This is a genomic window from Hydrogenophaga electricum (genome assembly GCF_030160815.1).
Classification (GTDB): Bacteria; Pseudomonadota; Gammaproteobacteria; order Burkholderiales; family Burkholderiaceae_C; genus Hydrogenophaga; species Hydrogenophaga electricum.
The window spans coordinates 1-17,452 of the sequence record NZ_BSPB01000006.1 but is presented as its reverse complement, the minus strand read 5'-3'; the positions used below and the strand labels follow the sequence as shown (position 1 = coordinate 17,452).

General features: G+C 65.7%; 16 protein-coding genes. 14 read left to right on the top strand and 2 right to left on the bottom strand.

Annotated features, from left to right (window positions below; all coding sequences use genetic code 11):
* Position 1: 1 nt before the first annotated feature.
* From QQK43_RS05780 to leuB, 6 genes are all read left to right on the top strand, one after another.
* Positions 2 to 1,312 carry a citrate synthase gene (locus tag QQK43_RS05780; protein WP_284307047.1) on the top strand — a complete coding sequence of 437 codons (1,311 nt, stop codon included), beginning with the start codon at positions 2 to 4 and terminating at the stop codon, positions 1,310 to 1,312.
* Between the two features lie 133 nt (positions 1,313 to 1,445).
* Positions 1,446 to 2,387: a LysR family transcriptional regulator gene (locus QQK43_RS05775; protein WP_284307046.1), complete on the top strand. Its 942-nt coding sequence runs from the start codon at positions 1,446 to 1,448 to the stop codon at positions 2,385 to 2,387.
* A 31-nt stretch (positions 2,388 to 2,418) separates the two neighbouring features.
* Positions 2,419 to 3,840 (top strand): 3-isopropylmalate dehydratase large subunit, encoded by a 1,422-nt coding sequence (leuC, locus tag QQK43_RS05770; RefSeq protein WP_284307045.1) that lies wholly within the window; start codon positions 2,419 to 2,421, stop codon positions 3,838 to 3,840.
* A gap of 35 nt (positions 3,841 to 3,875) precedes the next feature.
* Positions 3,876 to 4,169, top strand: a complete 294-nt coding sequence (locus QQK43_RS05765) for a hypothetical protein (RefSeq protein ID WP_284307044.1) — start codon at positions 3,876 to 3,878, stop codon at positions 4,167 to 4,169.
* A gap of 11 nt (positions 4,170 to 4,180) precedes the next feature.
* Positions 4,181 to 4,828, top strand: a complete 648-nt coding sequence (gene leuD, locus QQK43_RS05760; protein WP_284307043.1) for a 3-isopropylmalate dehydratase small subunit — start codon at positions 4,181 to 4,183, stop codon at positions 4,826 to 4,828.
* Between the two features lie 110 nt (positions 4,829 to 4,938).
* Complete coding sequence (gene leuB / locus QQK43_RS05755) at positions 4,939 to 6,009, top strand: 3-isopropylmalate dehydrogenase (RefSeq protein WP_284307042.1); 1,071 nt, start codon at positions 4,939 to 4,941, stop codon at positions 6,007 to 6,009.
* A 51-nt stretch (positions 6,010 to 6,060) separates the two neighbouring features.
* Here the strand turns inward: leuB and QQK43_RS05750 are convergent, their stop codons facing one another.
* Positions 6,061 to 6,420, bottom strand: coding sequence for a DUF1304 domain-containing protein (locus QQK43_RS05750; protein ID WP_284307041.1), 360 nt, complete (start codon positions 6,418 to 6,420; stop codon positions 6,061 to 6,063).
* Positions 6,421 to 6,737: 317 nt separating this feature from the next.
* On the opposite strand from QQK43_RS05750, the gene asd reads away from it, so the two are divergent.
* The 8 genes from asd (at position 6,738) to QQK43_RS05710 (ending at position 15,977) form a co-directional block, all read left to right on the top strand.
* Positions 6,738 to 7,868, top strand: a complete 1,131-nt coding sequence (asd, locus tag QQK43_RS05745) for an aspartate-semialdehyde dehydrogenase (protein ID WP_234263623.1) — start codon at positions 6,738 to 6,740, stop codon at positions 7,866 to 7,868.
* A 180-nt stretch (positions 7,869 to 8,048) separates the two neighbouring features.
* Positions 8,049 to 10,631 carry a FimV/HubP family polar landmark protein gene (locus tag QQK43_RS05740; protein WP_284307040.1) on the top strand — a complete coding sequence of 861 codons (2,583 nt, stop codon included), beginning with the start codon at positions 8,049 to 8,051 and terminating at the stop codon, positions 10,629 to 10,631.
* Between the two features lie 20 nt (positions 10,632 to 10,651).
* Entirely contained in the window at positions 10,652 to 11,482 is an 831-nt protein-coding gene (gene truA / locus QQK43_RS05735; protein WP_284307039.1) for a tRNA pseudouridine(38-40) synthase TruA, read from the top strand.
* Positions 11,479 to 12,177, top strand: coding sequence for a phosphoribosylanthranilate isomerase (locus tag QQK43_RS05730; RefSeq protein WP_284307038.1), 699 nt, complete (start codon positions 11,479 to 11,481; stop codon positions 12,175 to 12,177). The genes truA and QQK43_RS05730 overlap by 4 nt, the downstream gene beginning before the upstream one ends.
* 53 nt (positions 12,178 to 12,230) lie before the next feature.
* Positions 12,231 to 13,502, top strand: coding sequence for a tryptophan synthase subunit beta (gene trpB, locus QQK43_RS05725; protein WP_284307037.1), 1,272 nt, complete (start codon positions 12,231 to 12,233; stop codon positions 13,500 to 13,502).
* Positions 13,499 to 14,308: a tryptophan synthase subunit alpha gene (trpA, locus tag QQK43_RS05720; RefSeq protein WP_284307036.1), complete on the top strand. Its 810-nt coding sequence runs from the start codon at positions 13,499 to 13,501 to the stop codon at positions 14,306 to 14,308. The genes trpB and trpA overlap by 4 nt, the downstream gene beginning before the upstream one ends.
* Before the next feature lie 110 nt (positions 14,309 to 14,418).
* The gene (gene accD / locus QQK43_RS05715; protein WP_284307035.1) at positions 14,419 to 15,297 is read left to right on the top strand and encodes an acetyl-CoA carboxylase, carboxyltransferase subunit beta; all 879 of its coding nucleotides are present in this window, start codon (positions 14,419 to 14,421) and stop codon (positions 15,295 to 15,297) included.
* A complete protein-coding gene (locus QQK43_RS05710) occupies positions 15,294 to 15,977 on the top strand; it encodes an LON peptidase substrate-binding domain-containing protein (protein ID WP_234263630.1) in 684 nt (227 codons plus the stop codon). The genes accD and QQK43_RS05710 overlap by 4 nt, the downstream gene beginning before the upstream one ends.
* Before the next feature lie 97 nt (positions 15,978 to 16,074).
* Here QQK43_RS05710 and QQK43_RS05705 read toward each other — a convergent pair whose 3' ends face one another.
* On the bottom strand, positions 16,075 to 17,265 hold the full coding sequence (locus tag QQK43_RS05705; RefSeq protein ID WP_234263631.1) for an ABC transporter substrate-binding protein: 1,191 nt from the start codon (positions 17,263 to 17,265) through the stop codon (positions 16,075 to 16,077).
* Positions 17,266 to 17,452 lie beyond the last annotated feature (187 nt).

Genomic DNA, 17,452 nt, shown 5'->3' with positions numbered 1-17,452 from the left:
CATGAAACTCGTCGACAACAAAGCCACCCTGTCGTTCTCCAACGGCAGCCCCAGCGTCGAATTGCCGGTCTATGCCGGCAACATCGGCCCGGACGTCATCGACATCCGCAAGCTGTACGCGCAGACCGGCATGTTCACCTACGACCCCGGCTTCCTGTCGACCGCGTCGTGCCAATCGGCCATCACCTACATCGACGGCGACAAGGGTGAACTGCTGTACCGTGGCTACCCCATCGAACAGCTCGCCACCCAGGCGGACTACCTCGACACCTGCTTCCTGCTGCTCAACGGCGAGTTGCCCAACGAATCGCAGCGCGCCGACTTCCACAAGCTCGTGATCAACCACACCATGGTCAACGAGCAGATGCAGTTCTTCCTGCGGGGCTTCCGCCGCGATGCCCACCCCATGGCCGTGCTGACCGGTCTGGTGGGTGGCCTCTCGGCCTTCTATCACGACAGCACCGACATCAACAACCCGGAACACCGCCACATCGCCGCGATCCGCCTGATCGCCAAGATGCCCACGCTGGTGGCCATGGCCTACAAGTACGGCATCGGCCAGCCCTACATGTATCCGCAGAACGACCTGTCGTACGCCGGCAATTTCCTGCGCATGATGTTCGGCACGCCTTGCGAGGAATACCAGGTCAACCCGGTGCTGGAGCGCGCGCTCGACCGCATCTTCATCCTGCACGCCGACCACGAGCAGAACGCTTCCACCTCCACCGTTCGCCTGTGCGGCTCGTCGGGCACCAATCCTTTCGCCGCCATCGCGGCCGGTGTGGCCTGCCTGTGGGGCCCCTCGCACGGCGGCGCCAACGAAGCCTGCCTGAACATGCTGGAAGACATCCAGCGTCAGGGCGGTGTCGCCAAGGTCGGTGAGTTCATGGAAAAGGTCAAGGACAAGAACAGCGGCGTCAAGCTGATGGGCTTTGGCCACCGCGTCTACAAGAACTACGACCCGCGCGCCAAGCTGATGCAGGAAACCTGCAACGAAGTGTTGACCGAACTGGGCCTGGAAAACGATCCCCTGTTCAAGCTGGCCAAGGAACTGGAAAAGATCGCCCTGGAAGACGACTACTTCGTGCAGCGCAAGCTCTACCCGAACGTCGACTTCTACTCCGGCATCGTGCAACGCGCCATCGGTATCCCGGTCAGCCTGTTCACCGGCATCTTCGCGCTGGCCCGCACCGTGGGCTGGATCGCCCAGCTCAACGAGATGCTGGCCGACCCCGAGTACAAGATCGGCCGTCCGCGCCAGCTGTTCACCGGCTCGATCCGCCGCGACGTGCCGGCTTCGTTCAAACGCTGATCCGCTTCTGCCCCACAAAACCCGCCGCTGGCGGGTTTTGTTTTTGCGGGGTCTAACATCGCAAATCACGATGGAAAAACAAAATCAAAAGAAGGAAAATCAGTAAAGTCATCTTCAAACGCGATGACTCTCCATGAACACTCCCGACCGCGCCTTCACCCGCCGACTCGACCTCACCACACTGCAACTGTTCGTGGCGGTGTGTGAGCGCGGCAGCATCGGCAAAGCCGCTGAGACCGAGTTCATGGCGCCGTCAGCGGTCAGCAAGCGCCTGTCGGATCTGGAAACCACAGTCGGCACGCCTCTGCTCCGACGCCACGCACGTGGCGTCACCCCCACCCCGGCCGGACAGAGCCTGCTCCACCATGCCCGTTCAGTGCTGTTCAGCCTCGACAAAATGCAGGGCGAGCTGTCGGAATACGCCCATGGTGTGCGCGGCCACGTGCGTGTGCACGCCAACATCTCGGCCATCGTGCAGTTCCTGCCAGAAGATCTGGGCGCCTTCATCCGCGCCCATGACGCGATCAAGATCGATCTGGAGGAACACCTGTCCACCGAGGTGCTGCGCGCGGTGCAGGAAGGCGCGGCCGATCTGGGTATCTGCCATGTGGGCGAAGACGCGCAGGCCCTGGCTCTGCAGACACGGCCCTACCGCCAGGACCGGCTGGTGCTCATCGTCCCGACCACCCACCCACTGGCCGGGCACACCAAGCTGCCTTTCGCCGCCAGCCTGGACTGGGACCACGTGGGCCTGCACGCCAACAGCTCGATCTACCGCGCCATGCACGAGGCCGCCCTGCGCGAAGGCCGCAGCATCCGCCTGCGCATCCGGGTCACGGGCCTGGACGCCATGTGCCGCATGATCCACAACGGCCTCGGCGTCGGCCTGATGCCACAACGCGCGTTCGAGCTCATGCACGGCGTGGGCGAACTGGCCGCCATACCGCTCACCGACACCTGGGCCACGCGCCGCATCGATCTGGCGGCCCGCGATTTTTCCAGCCTGCCGGTCAGCGCCCGCCTGCTGGTGGACCACCTGTCCGCACGCAGCGCCGACACCGCCAGCCCGACCTAGAATTTCAAGCCCCACAGGAGAACCCCGCCCCATGGCACGCACGCTCTACGACAAGATCTGGGACGAACACGTCGTCCACACCGAGGAAGACGGCACGTCCATCCTCTACATCGACCGCCACCTGGTGCACGAAGTGACCAGCCCGCAGGCCTTCGAAGGCCTGCGCCAGGCCGGCCGCAAGGTCTGGCGCGTCAGCTCGATCGTCGCCACCGCCGACCACAACACACCAACCACTGGCTGGGAACGGGGTTACGACGGCATCACCGATCCCATCAGCAAGGAACAGATCACCACGCTGGACAGCAACATCGCCGAGTTCGGCGCCGCCGCGTTCTTCCCCTTCATGTCCAAACGCCAGGGCATCGTGCACGTGATCGGCCCGGAAAATGGCGCCACCCTGCCCGGCATGACCGTGGTCTGTGGCGACTCGCACACCTCCACCCACGGGGCTTTCGGCGCGCTGGCGCACGGCATCGGGACCTCCGAGGTCGAGCACGTGATGGCCTCGCAGACGCTGCTGGCCAAGAAGGCGAAGAACATGCTGGTCAAGGTCGAGGGCCAAGTCGCCAAGGGCGTGACCGCGAAGGACATCGTGCTGGCCATCATCGGCCGGATCGGCACCGCCGGTGGCACCGGCTACACCATCGAGTTCGGCGGCAGCGCCATCCGTTCGCTGAGCATGGAAGGCCGCATGACGGTCTGCAACATGGCCATCGAAGGTGGCGCGCGCGCCGGTCTGGTGGCGGTGGACGAAAAGACCATCGAATACGTCAAGGGCCGACCACTGGCACCTACCGGCGTGGAATGGGACCAGGCCATCGCCTACTGGAAGACGCTGCACTCCGATGAAGGCGCCCACTTCGACGCCGTGGTCGAGCTGGACGCCGCCCAGATCCTGCCGCAGGTCACCTGGGGCACCTCGCCCGAAATGGTGCTGGGGGTGGACGCGCGCGTGCCCGACCCCGAGAAAGAAAAGGACGCCAGCAAGCGCGGTGCCATGGAGCGCGCGCTCACCTACATGGCGCTCGAACCCGGCAAGCCGCTGTCCGACATCTTTGTCGACAAGGTCTTCATCGGCTCCTGCACCAACAGCCGCATCGAAGACATGCGCGAAGCGGCCGCCGTCGTGAAGAAGCTGGGCCAGAAGGTCGCCAAAAACATCAAGCTGGCCATGGTGGTTCCCGGGTCCGGCCTGGTGAAGGACCAGGCCGAGCGCGAAGGCCTGCACGAGATCTTCCAGGCCGCCGGCTTCGAGTGGCGCGAGCCGGGTTGTTCGATGTGCCTGGCCATGAACGCCGACCGGCTGGAGCCGGGCGAGCGCTGCGCCTCCACCAGCAACCGCAACTTCGAAGGCCGCCAGGGCGCCGGTGGCCGCACCCACCTCGTCTCGCCCGCGATGGCCGCCGCCGCGGCGATCCACGGCCATTTCATCGACGTGCGCACCATCGCCTGAGTTTTCACCCTGAACCCTTTGCCAGGAGTCATCCCATGCCCACGCTCAAGCCCGTCGCCTACCTGATCGCCGCCGCCACGCTGGCCGCGTTGGCCGCCTGCAGCAGCCACACCGTGCAAGGCGTCAAACACGACGCGCACGTCGTCAAGGACAAGACCGTCGAAGTCAAGGACAAGGTGGTCGACAAGGCCATTGAGGTCAAAGACGTTGTGGTCGACACCGCCGTCGAGGTCAAGGACAAGGCCGTGGAAGGCGGCAAAGCGGCCGGCCAAGCGGTCGGCTCCGGGCTGGAGAAAGCCGGCGACGCCGTCAAGGGCGCGACCAACTGAACACCATCACCATGCAGACATTCACCATTCACCAGGGCCTCGTGGCCCCCATGGACCGCGAGAACGTCGACACCGACGCGATCATTCCCAAGCAGTTTCTCAAGTCGATCCGCAAGACCGGCTTCGGTCCCAACCTGTTCGACGAGTGGCGCTACCTCGACCAGCCTGGTCAGCCGGGCGTGCCCGAAAGCCAGCGCAAGCCCAATCCGGACTTCGTGCTGAACCAGCCGCGCTACAAAGGCGCTTCGGTGCTGATCACGCGCCGCAACTTCGGCTGCGGCTCCAGCCGTGAGCACGCGCCCTGGGCCATCGACCAGTACGGCTTCCGCGCCATCATCGCGCCCAGCTACGCCGACATCTTCTTCAACAACTGCTTCAAGAACGGCCTGCTGCCGATCGTGCTGAGCGAAGCCCAGGTGGACCAGCTGTTCAACGAGGTGTATGCCTTCCCCGGCTACAGCCTGACCATCGATCTGGAGCGCCAGGTCATCATCAAGCCCCAGGGCGAGGAGATCCCCTTCGAGGTCAACGCCTTCCGCAAGTACTGCCTGATCAACGGGCTGGACGACATCGGCCTGACCCTGCGCCACAAGGACAAGATCGAAGCGTACGAAAAAGAACGCCTGGCGACCAAGCCCTGGCTGGCGAAAACGATGTAACACCCCCGCGCCGCCTTCGGCGTCACCCCCTCAAGGGGGCGTTGCCTGTGGCCCGGCAAAGCCGGTTCCACGGCAACCTCGAACAAACCAACCCACTCTGAAGCTCTCTCATGAAAATCGCAGTTCTTCCCGGTGACGGCATCGGCACCGAAATCGTCGCCGAAGCGGTCAAGGTCCTCAACGCACTGGATCTGAAGTTCGAGATGGAGTCGGCCCTGGTCGGCGGTGCCGCCTACGACGCGCACGGGCACCCGCTGCCCGAGTCCACGCTCAAGCTGGCCAAGGAAGCCGACGCCATCCTGTTCGGCGCCGTCGGCGACTGGAAGTACGACAAGCTGGACCGTCCGCTGCGCCCCGAGCAGGCCATCCTGGGCCTGCGCAAGAACCTGGGCCTGTTCGCCAACTTCCGCCCCGCGATCTGCTACGAGCAACTGGTCGATGCCTCCAGCCTCAAGCCCGAGCTGGTGGCGGGTCTGGACATCCTCATCATTCGCGAGCTGACCGGCGACATCTACTTCGGCCAGCCGCGGGGCCGCCGCGAGGCCCCGGACGGCGAGTTCAAGGGCGCGCCCGAGGCCTTCGACACCATGCGTTATTCCAAGCCGGAGATCGAGCGCATCGCCCACGTCGCCTTCCAGGCCGCACGCAAGCGCAACAAGAAGGTGACCTCGGTCGACAAGGCGAATGTGCTGGAGACCTTCCAGTTCTGGAAGGACACCATGATCGAGGTGCACGCCCAGTACCCCGATGTCGAGCTGCAGCACATGTACGTCGACAACGCCGCGATGCAGTTGGTCAAGGCGCCCAAGGCCTTCGACGTCGTCGTTACCGGCAACATGTTCGGTGACATCCTGTCCGACGAAGCCTCCATGCTGACGGGCTCCATCGGCATGCTGCCCTCGGCTTCACTGAACGTGAAGAACCAGGGCCTGTACGAGCCCAGCCACGGCAGCGCACCCGACATCGCGGGCAAGGGCATCGCCAACCCGCTGGCGACCATCCTGTCGGCGGCGATGCTGCTGCGCTTCTCGCTCAACCAGGAAGAGGCTGCCCAGCGTATCGAGGCCGCCGTGCAGAAGGTGCTGGCCCAGGGCCTGCGCACCGGCGACATCTGGAGCGAAGGCACGACCAAGGTCGGCACCGCACAGATGGGTGATGCGGTCGTGAAGGCCCTGGCCTGATCTCCCAGGGGGTTGAGGGCGCTGTGCTTGCAGCGCCCTCAACCCCGAGATTCATCGGGCCAGAGCCAACAGCAAAAGGCCCATACCCGCCGGCAAGGCCTGCACAAACAGGATGCGCCGGCTCGCCGTGGCCGCCCCGTACAAGCCCGCCACCAGCACGCAGAGCAGGAAAAAGACCTGTACCGCCAGACCCTGCGCGCCCTGCCACAACCCCCAGAACAACCCCGCAGCCAAGAAGCCGTTGTAAAGCCCCTGGTTGGCCGCGAGCACCTTGGTCGCTGTAGCAAACTCGGGTTGCAGGCCGAAGGCCTTCATGCCCCGCGGCTTGTCCCAGAAGAACATCTCCAGCACGAGGATGTAAACGTGGATCAGGGCGACCAGCAGGACGACCCCTTGGGCAGCAAGGTACATGGGACGGTTTTCCTTGGAAGACGGGCCGCCATCGTACCGCTCCCTCGCCACAAACGCAGGGCTCGGTGTGGCCCGCCATGTCAACCGCACCACAGGCTGATTCCGCTACAATTCCGGCATGTTTGCCACCCGCCGGTTCCCCCTGAACAACGCCCTCGTCGCCAAGACGGGCGTGGCTGCGCGCGCAATCTCCACCAAAACCACGACCATTAAGGGCTGACCCAGCTCCGGATCGTCGTGCGCCCTCCCCGGCCGGACGAGCCGGGGCAAGTCGGTCCGGTTGTGACCTGTTTCTTCACTTGAAAGGGCGTTAGTAAATGAGCAAGTTGGTTGGTCTGGTCGGCTGGCGCGGCATGGTCGGCTCCGTATTGATGGATCGCATGGTCGAAGAAAACGATTTCGACCTCATCGAACCGCTGTTTTTCTCCACCTCGAACGCCGGCGGCCAAGCCCCGGCCATGGCCAAGAACGAGGCCACTCTGCAGGACGCGAACGACATCGCCGCCCTCCAGCGTTGCGACATCATCGTCACCTGCCAGGGCGGTGACTACACCAACGAGGTCTACCCCAAGCTGCGTGCCACCGGCTGGAAGGGCCACTGGATCGATGCGGCCTCCGCCCTGCGCATGGAAAAGAACGCAGTCATCGTGCTTGACCCGGTCAACATGCCAGTGATCAAGAACGCCCTGGCCCAAGGCGGCAAGGACTGGATCGGCGGCAACTGCACCGTCTCTTGCATGCTGATGGGCGTGGGCGCGTTGTACAAGGCTGGCTTGGTCGAGTGGATGTCCACCCAGACCTACCAGGCCGCATCGGGCGGTGGCGCCCAGCACATGCGCGAGCTGCTCACGCAATACGGCACGTTGAACGCCGAGGTGAAGGCCCTGCTGGACAATCCCAAGAGTGCCATCCTCGAAATCGACCGCAAGGTCATTGCCAAGCAGCGCAGCCTCAGCAGCACCGAGACCGCCAACTTCGGCGTACCGCTGGGTGGCAGCCTGATTCCCTGGATCGACAAGGACTTGGGCAACGGCATGTCCAAGGAAGAATGGAAGGGCATGGCCGAAACCAACAAGATCCTGGGTCTGGGCGAGGACTTCGGTTCGGCGCCGATCCCGGTCGACGGTTTCTGCGTCCGTGTCGGTGCCATGCGATGCCACAGCCAGGCCCTGACGTTCAAGCTCAAGAAGGATGTGCCGGTGGCCGATATCGAAGCCATGATCGCCGCCGACAACCCGTGGGCCAAGGTGGTGCCGAATACCCGGGAAGCGACTGTCAAGGATCTGACACCGGTCGCCGTGACCGGCACGATGAGCATTCCGGTCGGCCGTATCCGCAAGCTGGCGATGGGGCCCGAGTACGTGGGGGCCTTTACCATCGGCGACCAGTTGCTCTGGGGAGCTGCCGAGCCTTTGCGCCGCATGTTGCGCATCCTGCTTGAGGCCTGAACCGCCCTCTTGCGCTGTATCGGCAAAGTCGGGACCACCCGGCTTTGTCGTTACAGAACCACAGGAAAGTCACGTTCAGAAGCGAGGCCGGAAACTCAAGCGGTTTCTCAGCTTGTCACCGTAATGCGTTGATGTTATGGTCAATTCACGGTATATAACGTCGAGGTTTCTGTGCCCATCATGACCCGTTCAACCCCATCCCTGCCTGCCGGGTCCCAGCCTATCTCCGGTTCGAGTGGTCTTGCCCGGTTGCATGCGGTGGCCACGGCGGTGATTCTGGGCACCACACTTTTGCAGCCACTGGACGCCCACGCTCTGGCCTTGGGCCGCATCGCTGTGCAATCGGCATTGGGCGAGCCGCTGCGCGCCGAGGTCGACGTTCCCGAAATCAACGCCGAAGAGGCGTCCAGCCTGCGTGTCCAGTTGGCGCCCAGCGATGCCTTCAGGGCCGCAGGCATGGAAATCAGCGCCGCCCTGGCCGACCTGCAAATCAGCCTGCAGCGTCGCCCCGATGGTCGCGCCTATCTGCGCCTGCACACCAGCCGCCCCGTGAACGAGCCCTTCATGGACCTCATTCTGGAAGCCCAGTGGGCCAGCGGTCGGCTGGTGCGCGACTACACCCTGCTGTTCGACCCCCCGAATCTCCGTCCTGCCCCGGCGCCGGCCCCAATGCCGCCGAGCGTGACGCTGCCGCCCGCTTCTGCTCCTGCGCCGACGCACTCCCCGGCCACCCAGCCAGCGACACCGACCGTCAGGCCCCCAGTCCCTACGCCGCAACCGGCTGAACGTGCGGCAGCAACACCGCCAGCGCCAGTGGCCGCCCAGGCAGCACAAGTGCGCGTGAAGCCCGGGGATACCGCCGGACGCATCGCCAACGCGAACCGTTCGGACGGCGTCTCGCTGGACCAGATGCTGGTCGCCATGCTCCGCGCCAACCCCAATGCGTTCATCGGGGGCAACGTGAACCGCGTGCGTGCTGGCGCCGTGCTCGACATGCCGGACGCGAGCACCGCCGGATCGGTTCCGCAGCCGGAAGCCCGTCAGATCATTGCGGCGCAGAGCCGGGACTTTAACGAGTTCCGCCGTCGCGTGGCCCAAACCGTGCCCCAGGCCAGCGTGGCAACAGCCGACCGCCAAGCGAGCGGCCGCATTGAAGCCGAAGTCCGTGAAACCCAGCCGGCAGCGCCCACCCAGGACAAGCTGACGCTGAGCAAGCCTCAATCGCCTGCGGCCTCGGCACCTGAGGCCAAGATCGCCGAAGAGCGCCAGAGTCAGGACAGCGCCACCCGGGTCGCGGAACTGTCGCGCAACGTGGAAGAACTCGCCAAGCTCAATGCCGTGACGCCGCCTGCGGCACCGGCGACCGCCGCGACCGAGCCCACCCCAGCGCCCCCTGCCCAGACCGAGGCACCCGCAGCAGCGGAACCCACCGACACGCCGACGGCACCGGCACCTGCCGAACCCGCAGCCGCCCCCGAACCGGCGCCAGCCCCTGCGGCTGCGGTGCCGACACCGGCGCCCAAAGCACCACCGCCGGCGGCCGAACCCTCGTTCCTGTCGCAATTGACCGAAAATCCCTTGGTTCTGCCCGGTGCAGCCTTGCTGCTGGCTTTGCTGGCGGGGCTCGGTGTGTACAAAGCGCGCCAGCGCAAGAAGGCCGCGGCCGTCGACAGTTCCTTCCTTGAAAGCCGTTTGCAGCCCGATTCGTTCTTCGGCTCCAGCGGCGGTCAACGCATTGACACCGCGGAGGCCACCGCGTCCGGCTCTTCGATGGTGTATTCACCCAGCCAGCTGGATGCGGCGGGCGATGTCGACCCGGTCGCTGAAGCCGATGTCTACCTCGCCTACGGGCGCGACCTGCAAGCCGAAGAAATCCTCAAAGAAGCCATGCGCGCCACGCCCACCCGTGTGGCCATCCATGGCAAGCTGCTGGAGATTTACGCCAAACGCCGCGACGCCCGTGCGTTTGAAGTCGTGGCCAACGAAGCGTTTGCACTGACCCAGGGCCAAGGCCCCGAGTGGGAACACGCCTGCGAACTCGGGCGCGAACTCGATCCGGCCAACACCCTCTACCAGCCCGGCGGCCAGCCCGTCAGCAAGGTCGCCGTCAACGCCGAGGGCGCGATCGCCAACAACACCATCCCGTTCGGTGCCAGCACCCTGATGCAGAACGCGAGCGATGCCGGCGGGGCCGACGATGCCGACCTCCCGCTGGATCTGGACCTCGACCTGGACCTGGATATGGGCGGCGCGCCCGCCCCGGCGCCATCGACCAACTTCACCAACGCCCACCCCGCCGTTTCCGGCATGGCCGATCTCGACCAGACCGCCGAGCTGACGCAGGACCCGCCGTCGCGCCTGGGCCCCGCCTCCATGCCCATGGACTTCGACCTCGACTTCCCGTCGGAACCCGTACCGCTGGACCAGCCACCGTCGGCACCCAAGGCAACCTCCGTCGACACGCAGTTGCCCGATCTGAGCTTCGACGAGCCGACACCGCTGGCTGCGGCCACACCGGCACCGGCCGACATGCTCTCGTTCGATCTGAACGACATCAACCTGGATCTCGGCGAAAAGGCGCCCGAGCCGCAGCCCATGGGCCTCACCGAAGAGAACCCGCTGGAAACCAAGCTGTCGCTGGCCGAAGAGTTCCGTGCCATCGGTGATCTGGAAGGCGCCCGTTCGCTGGCCGAAGAGGTGCTGGCTGAAGCCACCGGCACGCTCAAGACCAAGGCCAGCGCCTTCCTCGCGGACCTGACCTGATCCCGCGCCCGACACGGCCCTTGTCCGACCCAGCCCCCCCCACCCCACCACCGCCCAGCGGCGGTGGCCGTGTCGCGTTGGCCGTGAGCTACAACGGCCAGGCCTACGATGGCTGGCAAAGCCAGCCCAGTGGTCGCACCGTCCAGGACCACCTGGAACAGGCGTTGGCCCGTCTGCTGGCCGTTGACGAAGTGTCCACGCTGTGTGCAGGTCGCACCGATGCCGGTGTCCATGGCCTGGGGCAGGTGGTGCACTTCGACAGCCCACTGGCGCGCCCCGAAAACGCCTGGGTGCGTGGCACCAACAGTTTTTTGCCCCCCGACATCGCCGTGCAGTGGGCACGTCACGTGCCCGACCGTTTCCATGCGCGTGCCAGCGCCATCGCACGCCGCTATGCCTACGTGCTGCTCGAATCCCCGGTGCGTCCCAGCGTCGATGCCGGGCGTGTCGGCTGGGTCTTCCGCCCGCTGGACCAGGCCGCCATGACTGCGGCGGCCGAAGCCCTGATCGGAGAGCACGACTTCACATCGTTCCGTGCGGCCGCCTGCCAGGCCCACACGCCCGTCAAGACCCTGCGGCAGATTCGCATCCTCCGCCGAGGCGCCTACTGGCGGTTCGAATTCGAGGCCAATGCCTTCTTGCACCACATGATCCGAAACATCATGGGCTGCCTCATTGCCATCGGCAGCGGCAATCGCCCAGCAGGCTGGATGGCCGAAGTGCTGGCCGCCCGCAGCCGGGACGCGGCCGCGCCAACGTTTTCCCCGGACGGCCTGTACTTCCTCGGCCCGGTCTACGATGCGACCTGGGGTCTGCCCGAGCGCACACCCGCTTTCGACTGGCTGCCATGACACCACACCGAACCCGCATCAAGATCTGTGGCCTGACCCGCGAGTCCGACGTCGACGCAGCGGTTCGCGCCGGAGCCGATGCCGTCGGCTTCGTGCTCTATCCGAAAAGCCCGCGTTTCGTCCCGCCCGCACGGGCGGGTGAACTCGCGCGCCGACTACCGCCCTTCGTCACACCGGTTCTGCTGTTCGTCAACGCCAGCCCCGAATTTCTCGCCCAGGGCGTGGCTGCGGTACCCAACGCGCTGTTGCAGTTTCATGGCGATGAAAGCCCGGCCGATTGCCTGGCCGCCGGCCGGCCCTTTCTGCGGGCGGCACGCATTCCACTCGGTGCCGACGGGGATGGCTTCGATCTCCTAAAATACGCCGAAGACTTCGCCGCCGCGCAGGCCCTCCTGCTCGATGCCCATGTGGAGGGCTACGGTGGCGCGGGCCGATCGTTCAACTGGACTGCTTTCCCTTGGTCACACCCCAAACTAAACGCCAGCTCTCGCCTCGTTTTGTCTGGTGGACTCACGCCTGCAAACGTGACCGATGGCATGACGCTCGTGCGGCCCTGGGCCGTTGACGTGAGTTCGGGGGTCGAAGCCACCGGCCCGCAGGGCCAAGGCCTCAAAGGCATCAAGGACCCCGAACTCATGCTCGCCTTCGTGGCTGCCGTGCGCGCAGCCGACACCCAGATTTCCCGCCCAGGCTGACCCCGGTTCGATATCCGACGGGTGGCCCGGGCCCCAGCAACGGGACACCCTTCATGGACACCAGCAGCTACCAGCAACCCGACGCCCGCGGCCATTTCGGCATCTACGGCGGCAACTTCGTGAGCGAGACGCTCACCCACGCGATCAACGAGCTCAAGGCCGCGTACACGAAGTACCAGCACGATCCGGCATTCCTGGCCGAATTCCGCAAGGAACTTGCCCACTACGTCGGCCGGCCCAGCCCGGTCTACCACGCCGAGCGCATGAGCCGCGAAACCGGCGGCGCGCAGATCTTCCTCAAGCGCGAAGACCTCAACCACACCGGCGCGCACAAGATCAACAACGTGATCGGCCAGGCCATGCTTGCCAAGCGCATGGGCAAACCGCGCATCATCGCCGAAACCGGTGCTGGCCAGCACGGCGTGGCCACCGCCACCATCTGCGCCCGCTACGGCTTGGAGTGCGTGGTCTACATGGGCAGCGAAGACGTCAAACGCCAGAGCCCCAATGTCTACCGCATGAAGCTGCTCGGCGCCACCGTGGTGCCGGTGGAAAGCGGCAGCAAAACCCTCAAGGACGCGCTCAATGAAGCCATGCGCGACTGGGTGGCCAACGTCGACAACACCTTCTACATCATCGGCACCGTGGCCGGCCCGCACCCGTACCCGATGATGGTGCGTGACTTCCAGAGCGTCATTGGCAACGAATGCCTGGTGCAAATGCCGCAGATGCTTCAGGAGGCCGGTTGCACGGGCGAGCAACCCGACGCGGTGGTCGCCTGCGTCGGCGGCGGCAGCAACGCCATGGGCATCTTTTACCCCTACATCTCCTACCCGGCCACACGCCTCATTGGTGTCGAGGCCGCTGGCGAGGGCCTGGACAGCGGCAAGCACTCGGCTTCGCTGCAGCGCGGCAGCGCCGGCGTGCTGCACGGCAACCGCACCTACATCCTGCAGGACGACAACGGCCAGGTCACCGAGACGCACAGCATCAGCGCCGGTCTCGACTACCCCGGCGTCGGCCCCGAACACGCCTTCCTCAAGGACATCGGGCGGGCCGAGTACGTCGGCATCACCGACCAGGAAGCGCTCGAAGCCTTCCACTACCTGTGCCGCGCCGAAGGCATCATTCCGGCGCTGGAATCCAGCCACGCGGTGGCCTACGGCATGAAACTGGCCAAAACCATGCGCCCCACGCAATCGGTGCTGGTGAACCTGTCCGGCCGGGGCGACAAAGACATCGGCACCGTGGCCGACCTCTCCGGCGTGGATTTCTACGACCGCCCGTCCATGCGCGGTCATACCGTGAAAGGTGGCCAGGCATGAGCCGCATCGAAACCGCCCTGAACGCGCTGAAAGCGCAGAACCGCAAGGCGCTGATCCCCTTTGTCACCGCCGGATTCCCCTACGTCGACATCACGCCCCGGCTGATGCATGCCATGGTCGAGGGCGGTGCCGACGTGATCGAGCTCGGCGTGCCCTTCTCCGATCCGTCGGCCGATGGGCCGGTGATCCAGAAGGCCGGCGACCGCGCGCTGGCCCTGGGCATCGGCATGACCCAGGTGCTGGCCATGGTGCGCGAGTTCCGCAAGGACGACGACAGCACGCCCGTGGTGCTGATGGGCTACGCCAATCCGATCGAACGCTACGAGCAGAAGCACGGCACGGGCGCCTTCGTGCGCGATGCGGTGGCGGCCGGTGTCGACGGGGTGCTGGTGGTCGACTACCCGCCCGAAGAATGCGAAGCCTTCGCGGCCGAACTGCGCGCAGCCGGCCTGGACCTGATCTTCCTGCTCGCACCGACCAGCACCGACGAACGCATGGCGCAGGTGGCGCGCGTGGCCAGCGGCTATGTGTACTACGTGTCGCTCAAGGGCGTGACCGGTGCCGGCACGCTGGACGTGGGCCAGGTCGAGGCCATGCTGCCGCGCATCCGCCAGCACGTGCGCATCCCCGTCGGCGTCGGTTTTGGCATCCGCGACGCGGAAACCGCCAAGGCCGTCGGCCAGACGGCCGATGCGGTCGTGATCGGCAGCAAGATCATTCAGCTGATCGAGAACGAACCCTTTGAAAAGGTGGGCATGGTGGCCACCAACTTCCTGCGCACCATCCGCAAGGCGCTGGACGCCTGAGCCCGGCCTGCCCCGAGAGCCGGCGCCCGCCGGCCTCGCGGGACGATCCGCCCGGGCTGGCCCGGGGCCAGGCACCGTGGTCTAATCCACCGTCGTTAAGGAGAAATCTGATGTCTTGGCTTGAAAAACTGCTGCCGCCCAAGATCACGCAAACCGACCCGGCCGAGCGCCGCAGCGTGCCCGAAGGCCTGTGGATCAAGTGCCCGAGCTGCGAAGCCGTGCTCTACAAGAACGATCTGGAGAAGAACCAGAACGTGTGCCCGCATTGCAGCCACCACCACCGCATCGGTGCCCGTGCACGCCTGAACGCCTTTCTCGACGCCGAAGGCCGCTACGAACTGGCGCAGGAAGTGCTGCCCGTGGATGCGCTGAAGTTCAAGGACAGTCGCAAGTACCCCGAGCGCCTGAAGGAAGCCCTGGAAACCACCGGCGAAACCGACGCCCTGATCGTCATGGGCGGCGCGGTACAAGGCATCAGCCTGGTGGCCGCCTGCTTCGAGTTCGACTTCATGGGCGGCTCCATGGGCTCGGTGGTCGGCGAGCGCTTCGTGCGCGGCGTCGAAGAAGCCATCGCCCAGAAGGTGCCTTTCGTCTGCTTCACCGCCACCGGCGGTGCACGCATGCAGGAAGGCCTGCTGTCGCTGATGCAGATGGCCAAGACCAACGCCGCGCTCACGCGCCTGGCCAAGAAAAACCTGCCCTACATCAGCGTGCTGACCGACCCGACCATGGGTGGTGTGAGTGCCGGCTTCGCTTTCGTGGGCGACGTGGTGATCGCCGAGCCCAAGGCACTGATCGGTTTCGCCGGCCCGCGCGTGATCGAAAACACCGTGCGTGTGAAGCTGCCCGAAGGGTTCCAGCGTGCCGAGTTCCTGCAGGCCAAGGGCGCGGTGGACTTCATCTGCGACCGCCGCGAGCTGCGCAGCACCGTGGCCAACACCCTGGCGATGCTGCAGCGCCAGAGCGCCGACGCGGTGGTCACCGATTGAGTGAAGCGCCCGCCCAGGGCCGCTCCGGCGCGCCCCTGAGCCTCACCCACCTGCCCCTGTTTCCGCTGCAGACCGTCCTGTTCCCAGGTGGCTGGATGCCGTTGCGCATTTTCGAAGTGCGCTACCTGGACATGATCCGGCGCTGCCACGAAGCCGGTGCGCCCTTCGGGGTGGTCTGCCTGTCCGAAGGCAGCGAGGTCCGCCGTGCCGACCCCAAGGCCCCCGATGGTTTCGCGCGCGAGGCTTTCTTTCCAGTGGGCACGCTCGCACGCATCGAGCAGGTGGCGCGCCCGCAAGCTGGCCTCATGCTCATCCACTGCCGGGGCCAGCAGCGCTTCCGCATCACCAGCAGCCACAAGCTGCCCCACGGGCTATGGGTCGCCGACGTGCAGCTCGATGCGGCCGAACCCGCCGTCGCCGTGCCCGAGCACCTGCGCAGCACGCGCGATGCCCTGCAGCGCGTGCTGGCCAACCTGCGCGAGCGCGAGCCGCAGGCCGTGAACGAACTGCCACTGCAGCCGCCCTACCAGTGGGACGACTGCGGCTGGGTCGCCAACCGCTGGACCGAGCTGCTGCCCGCGCCGGCCGAGCTCAAGCAGCGGCTGATGGCGCTGGACAACCCGCTGCTGCGGCTGGAACTGGTGTCCGACCTGCTGGACCGCATGGGCGTGGAGCGCTGAGCGCCAGCTGCCGCGCCGGCATGCCTGACGGGCCGCGCTCCAGCGACACCGCAGCGCCTCGTTCACCCCCGGGACGGGGGCCCGGGAGATCGTTCGTTCACATCTTGCAGAGCGCGGAAGGCGCGGGCGTCAGCGATGCCGGAAAGACCTGCTCCACCACCGGTCGCAGCACCCCGTCCACCACCTTGGCTCGGCCCACATAGTTGGGCAGCACCAGTTGGTTGTCCGCTGCGCGCAGCGTCACCTTGCCATACACGGTGTCAAGCTGCGCGCCCCGCAAAGCCTTGCTCACGTCGCCCGGCTTGGCACTGCCCGCCAGCTTGACGCCTTCAAACATCACCTGCACGCCGTTGTAGGCCTGCCCTTCGTTGTCGGTCGGCAGCCGGTTGAACTTGGCCTTCCAGGCATCGACGAAGGCTTTGTTGCGCGGATTGTCGATATCGGGCGTGTAGGCCGTGTTGCCGACCGTGCCTTCGAGCGCCTTGCCGGTGGAATTGATGATGAAGTTCTGCACCAGCGCGTGACCGATGATCTTGGTCTTCGGAATTAACCCGAATTCCTCGGCCTGCTTGATGAAGGCGGTCGCATCGCGCCCCACTTCGGCCACCCAGATGGCGTCCACATTGGCGGCCTTGAGCTGCGCGATGTAGGGCGAAAAGTCCTTGGTCCCCAGCGGCACGTACAGGCTCAGCGGCACCTTCTTGCCCGAGGCTTCGATAGCGCGTTTGAACGATTCGCCCGAATCGCGGCCCCAGGCGTAGTCGGCGGCCAGCACGGCAAAGCTGCTGTCTTTCAGGCTCTTGGCCCATTCGTTGATCATGGCGATGTCCATGGCATCCGAATGCACGGTGCGGAAGCTGCGCGGGCGGCAGGTGTCGCCGGTGAGCTTGTCGGACTTGGAGGCCACCGCGAAGTAGGCCGCATCCCAGCGCTCCAGGCTCTGTGCGATGGCCAGCGAAATGTTGGACGGGATCGCACCGATCAGCAGGCTGTGGCCTTCGCGGGCCAGCTTCTCGGCAACACGGCGGCCGGCATCGGGCGTGCTTTCGTCGTCACCCTCAGCCAGTTCCACCTTGCGCCCGTCGATCCCGCCCTTGGCGTTGGCTTCCTCCACGGCGAACTTCACGCCACGAATGACTTCTTCGCCCTGTTGGGCGAACACGCCCGACTTGGACGACACGAGACCCACCTTGATGGGGTCCTTGGCCTGGGCAGCGGCGTTCAGCGGCAACACCGCGATCAGCGCAGCACCCGCGAGCACGCGGGAAAGAGGGGTCAGCTTGAACATCTTGTCTCCATGGGGTTGCAATCGCCGGAAGCGGTCCGGCAGCCGTTGAACAAAGGGGAAGGACAAAGGCTGAGGGCTGGGTTGCCGCGAGAGCGCTGGTCCGTGCGTCGCTGCCCCACCGCCGGCCTCAGACCATCACGTGGCGCTCCAGCTCCTCAAGCCCCTGGCGCGAATGCACCACCGGCCC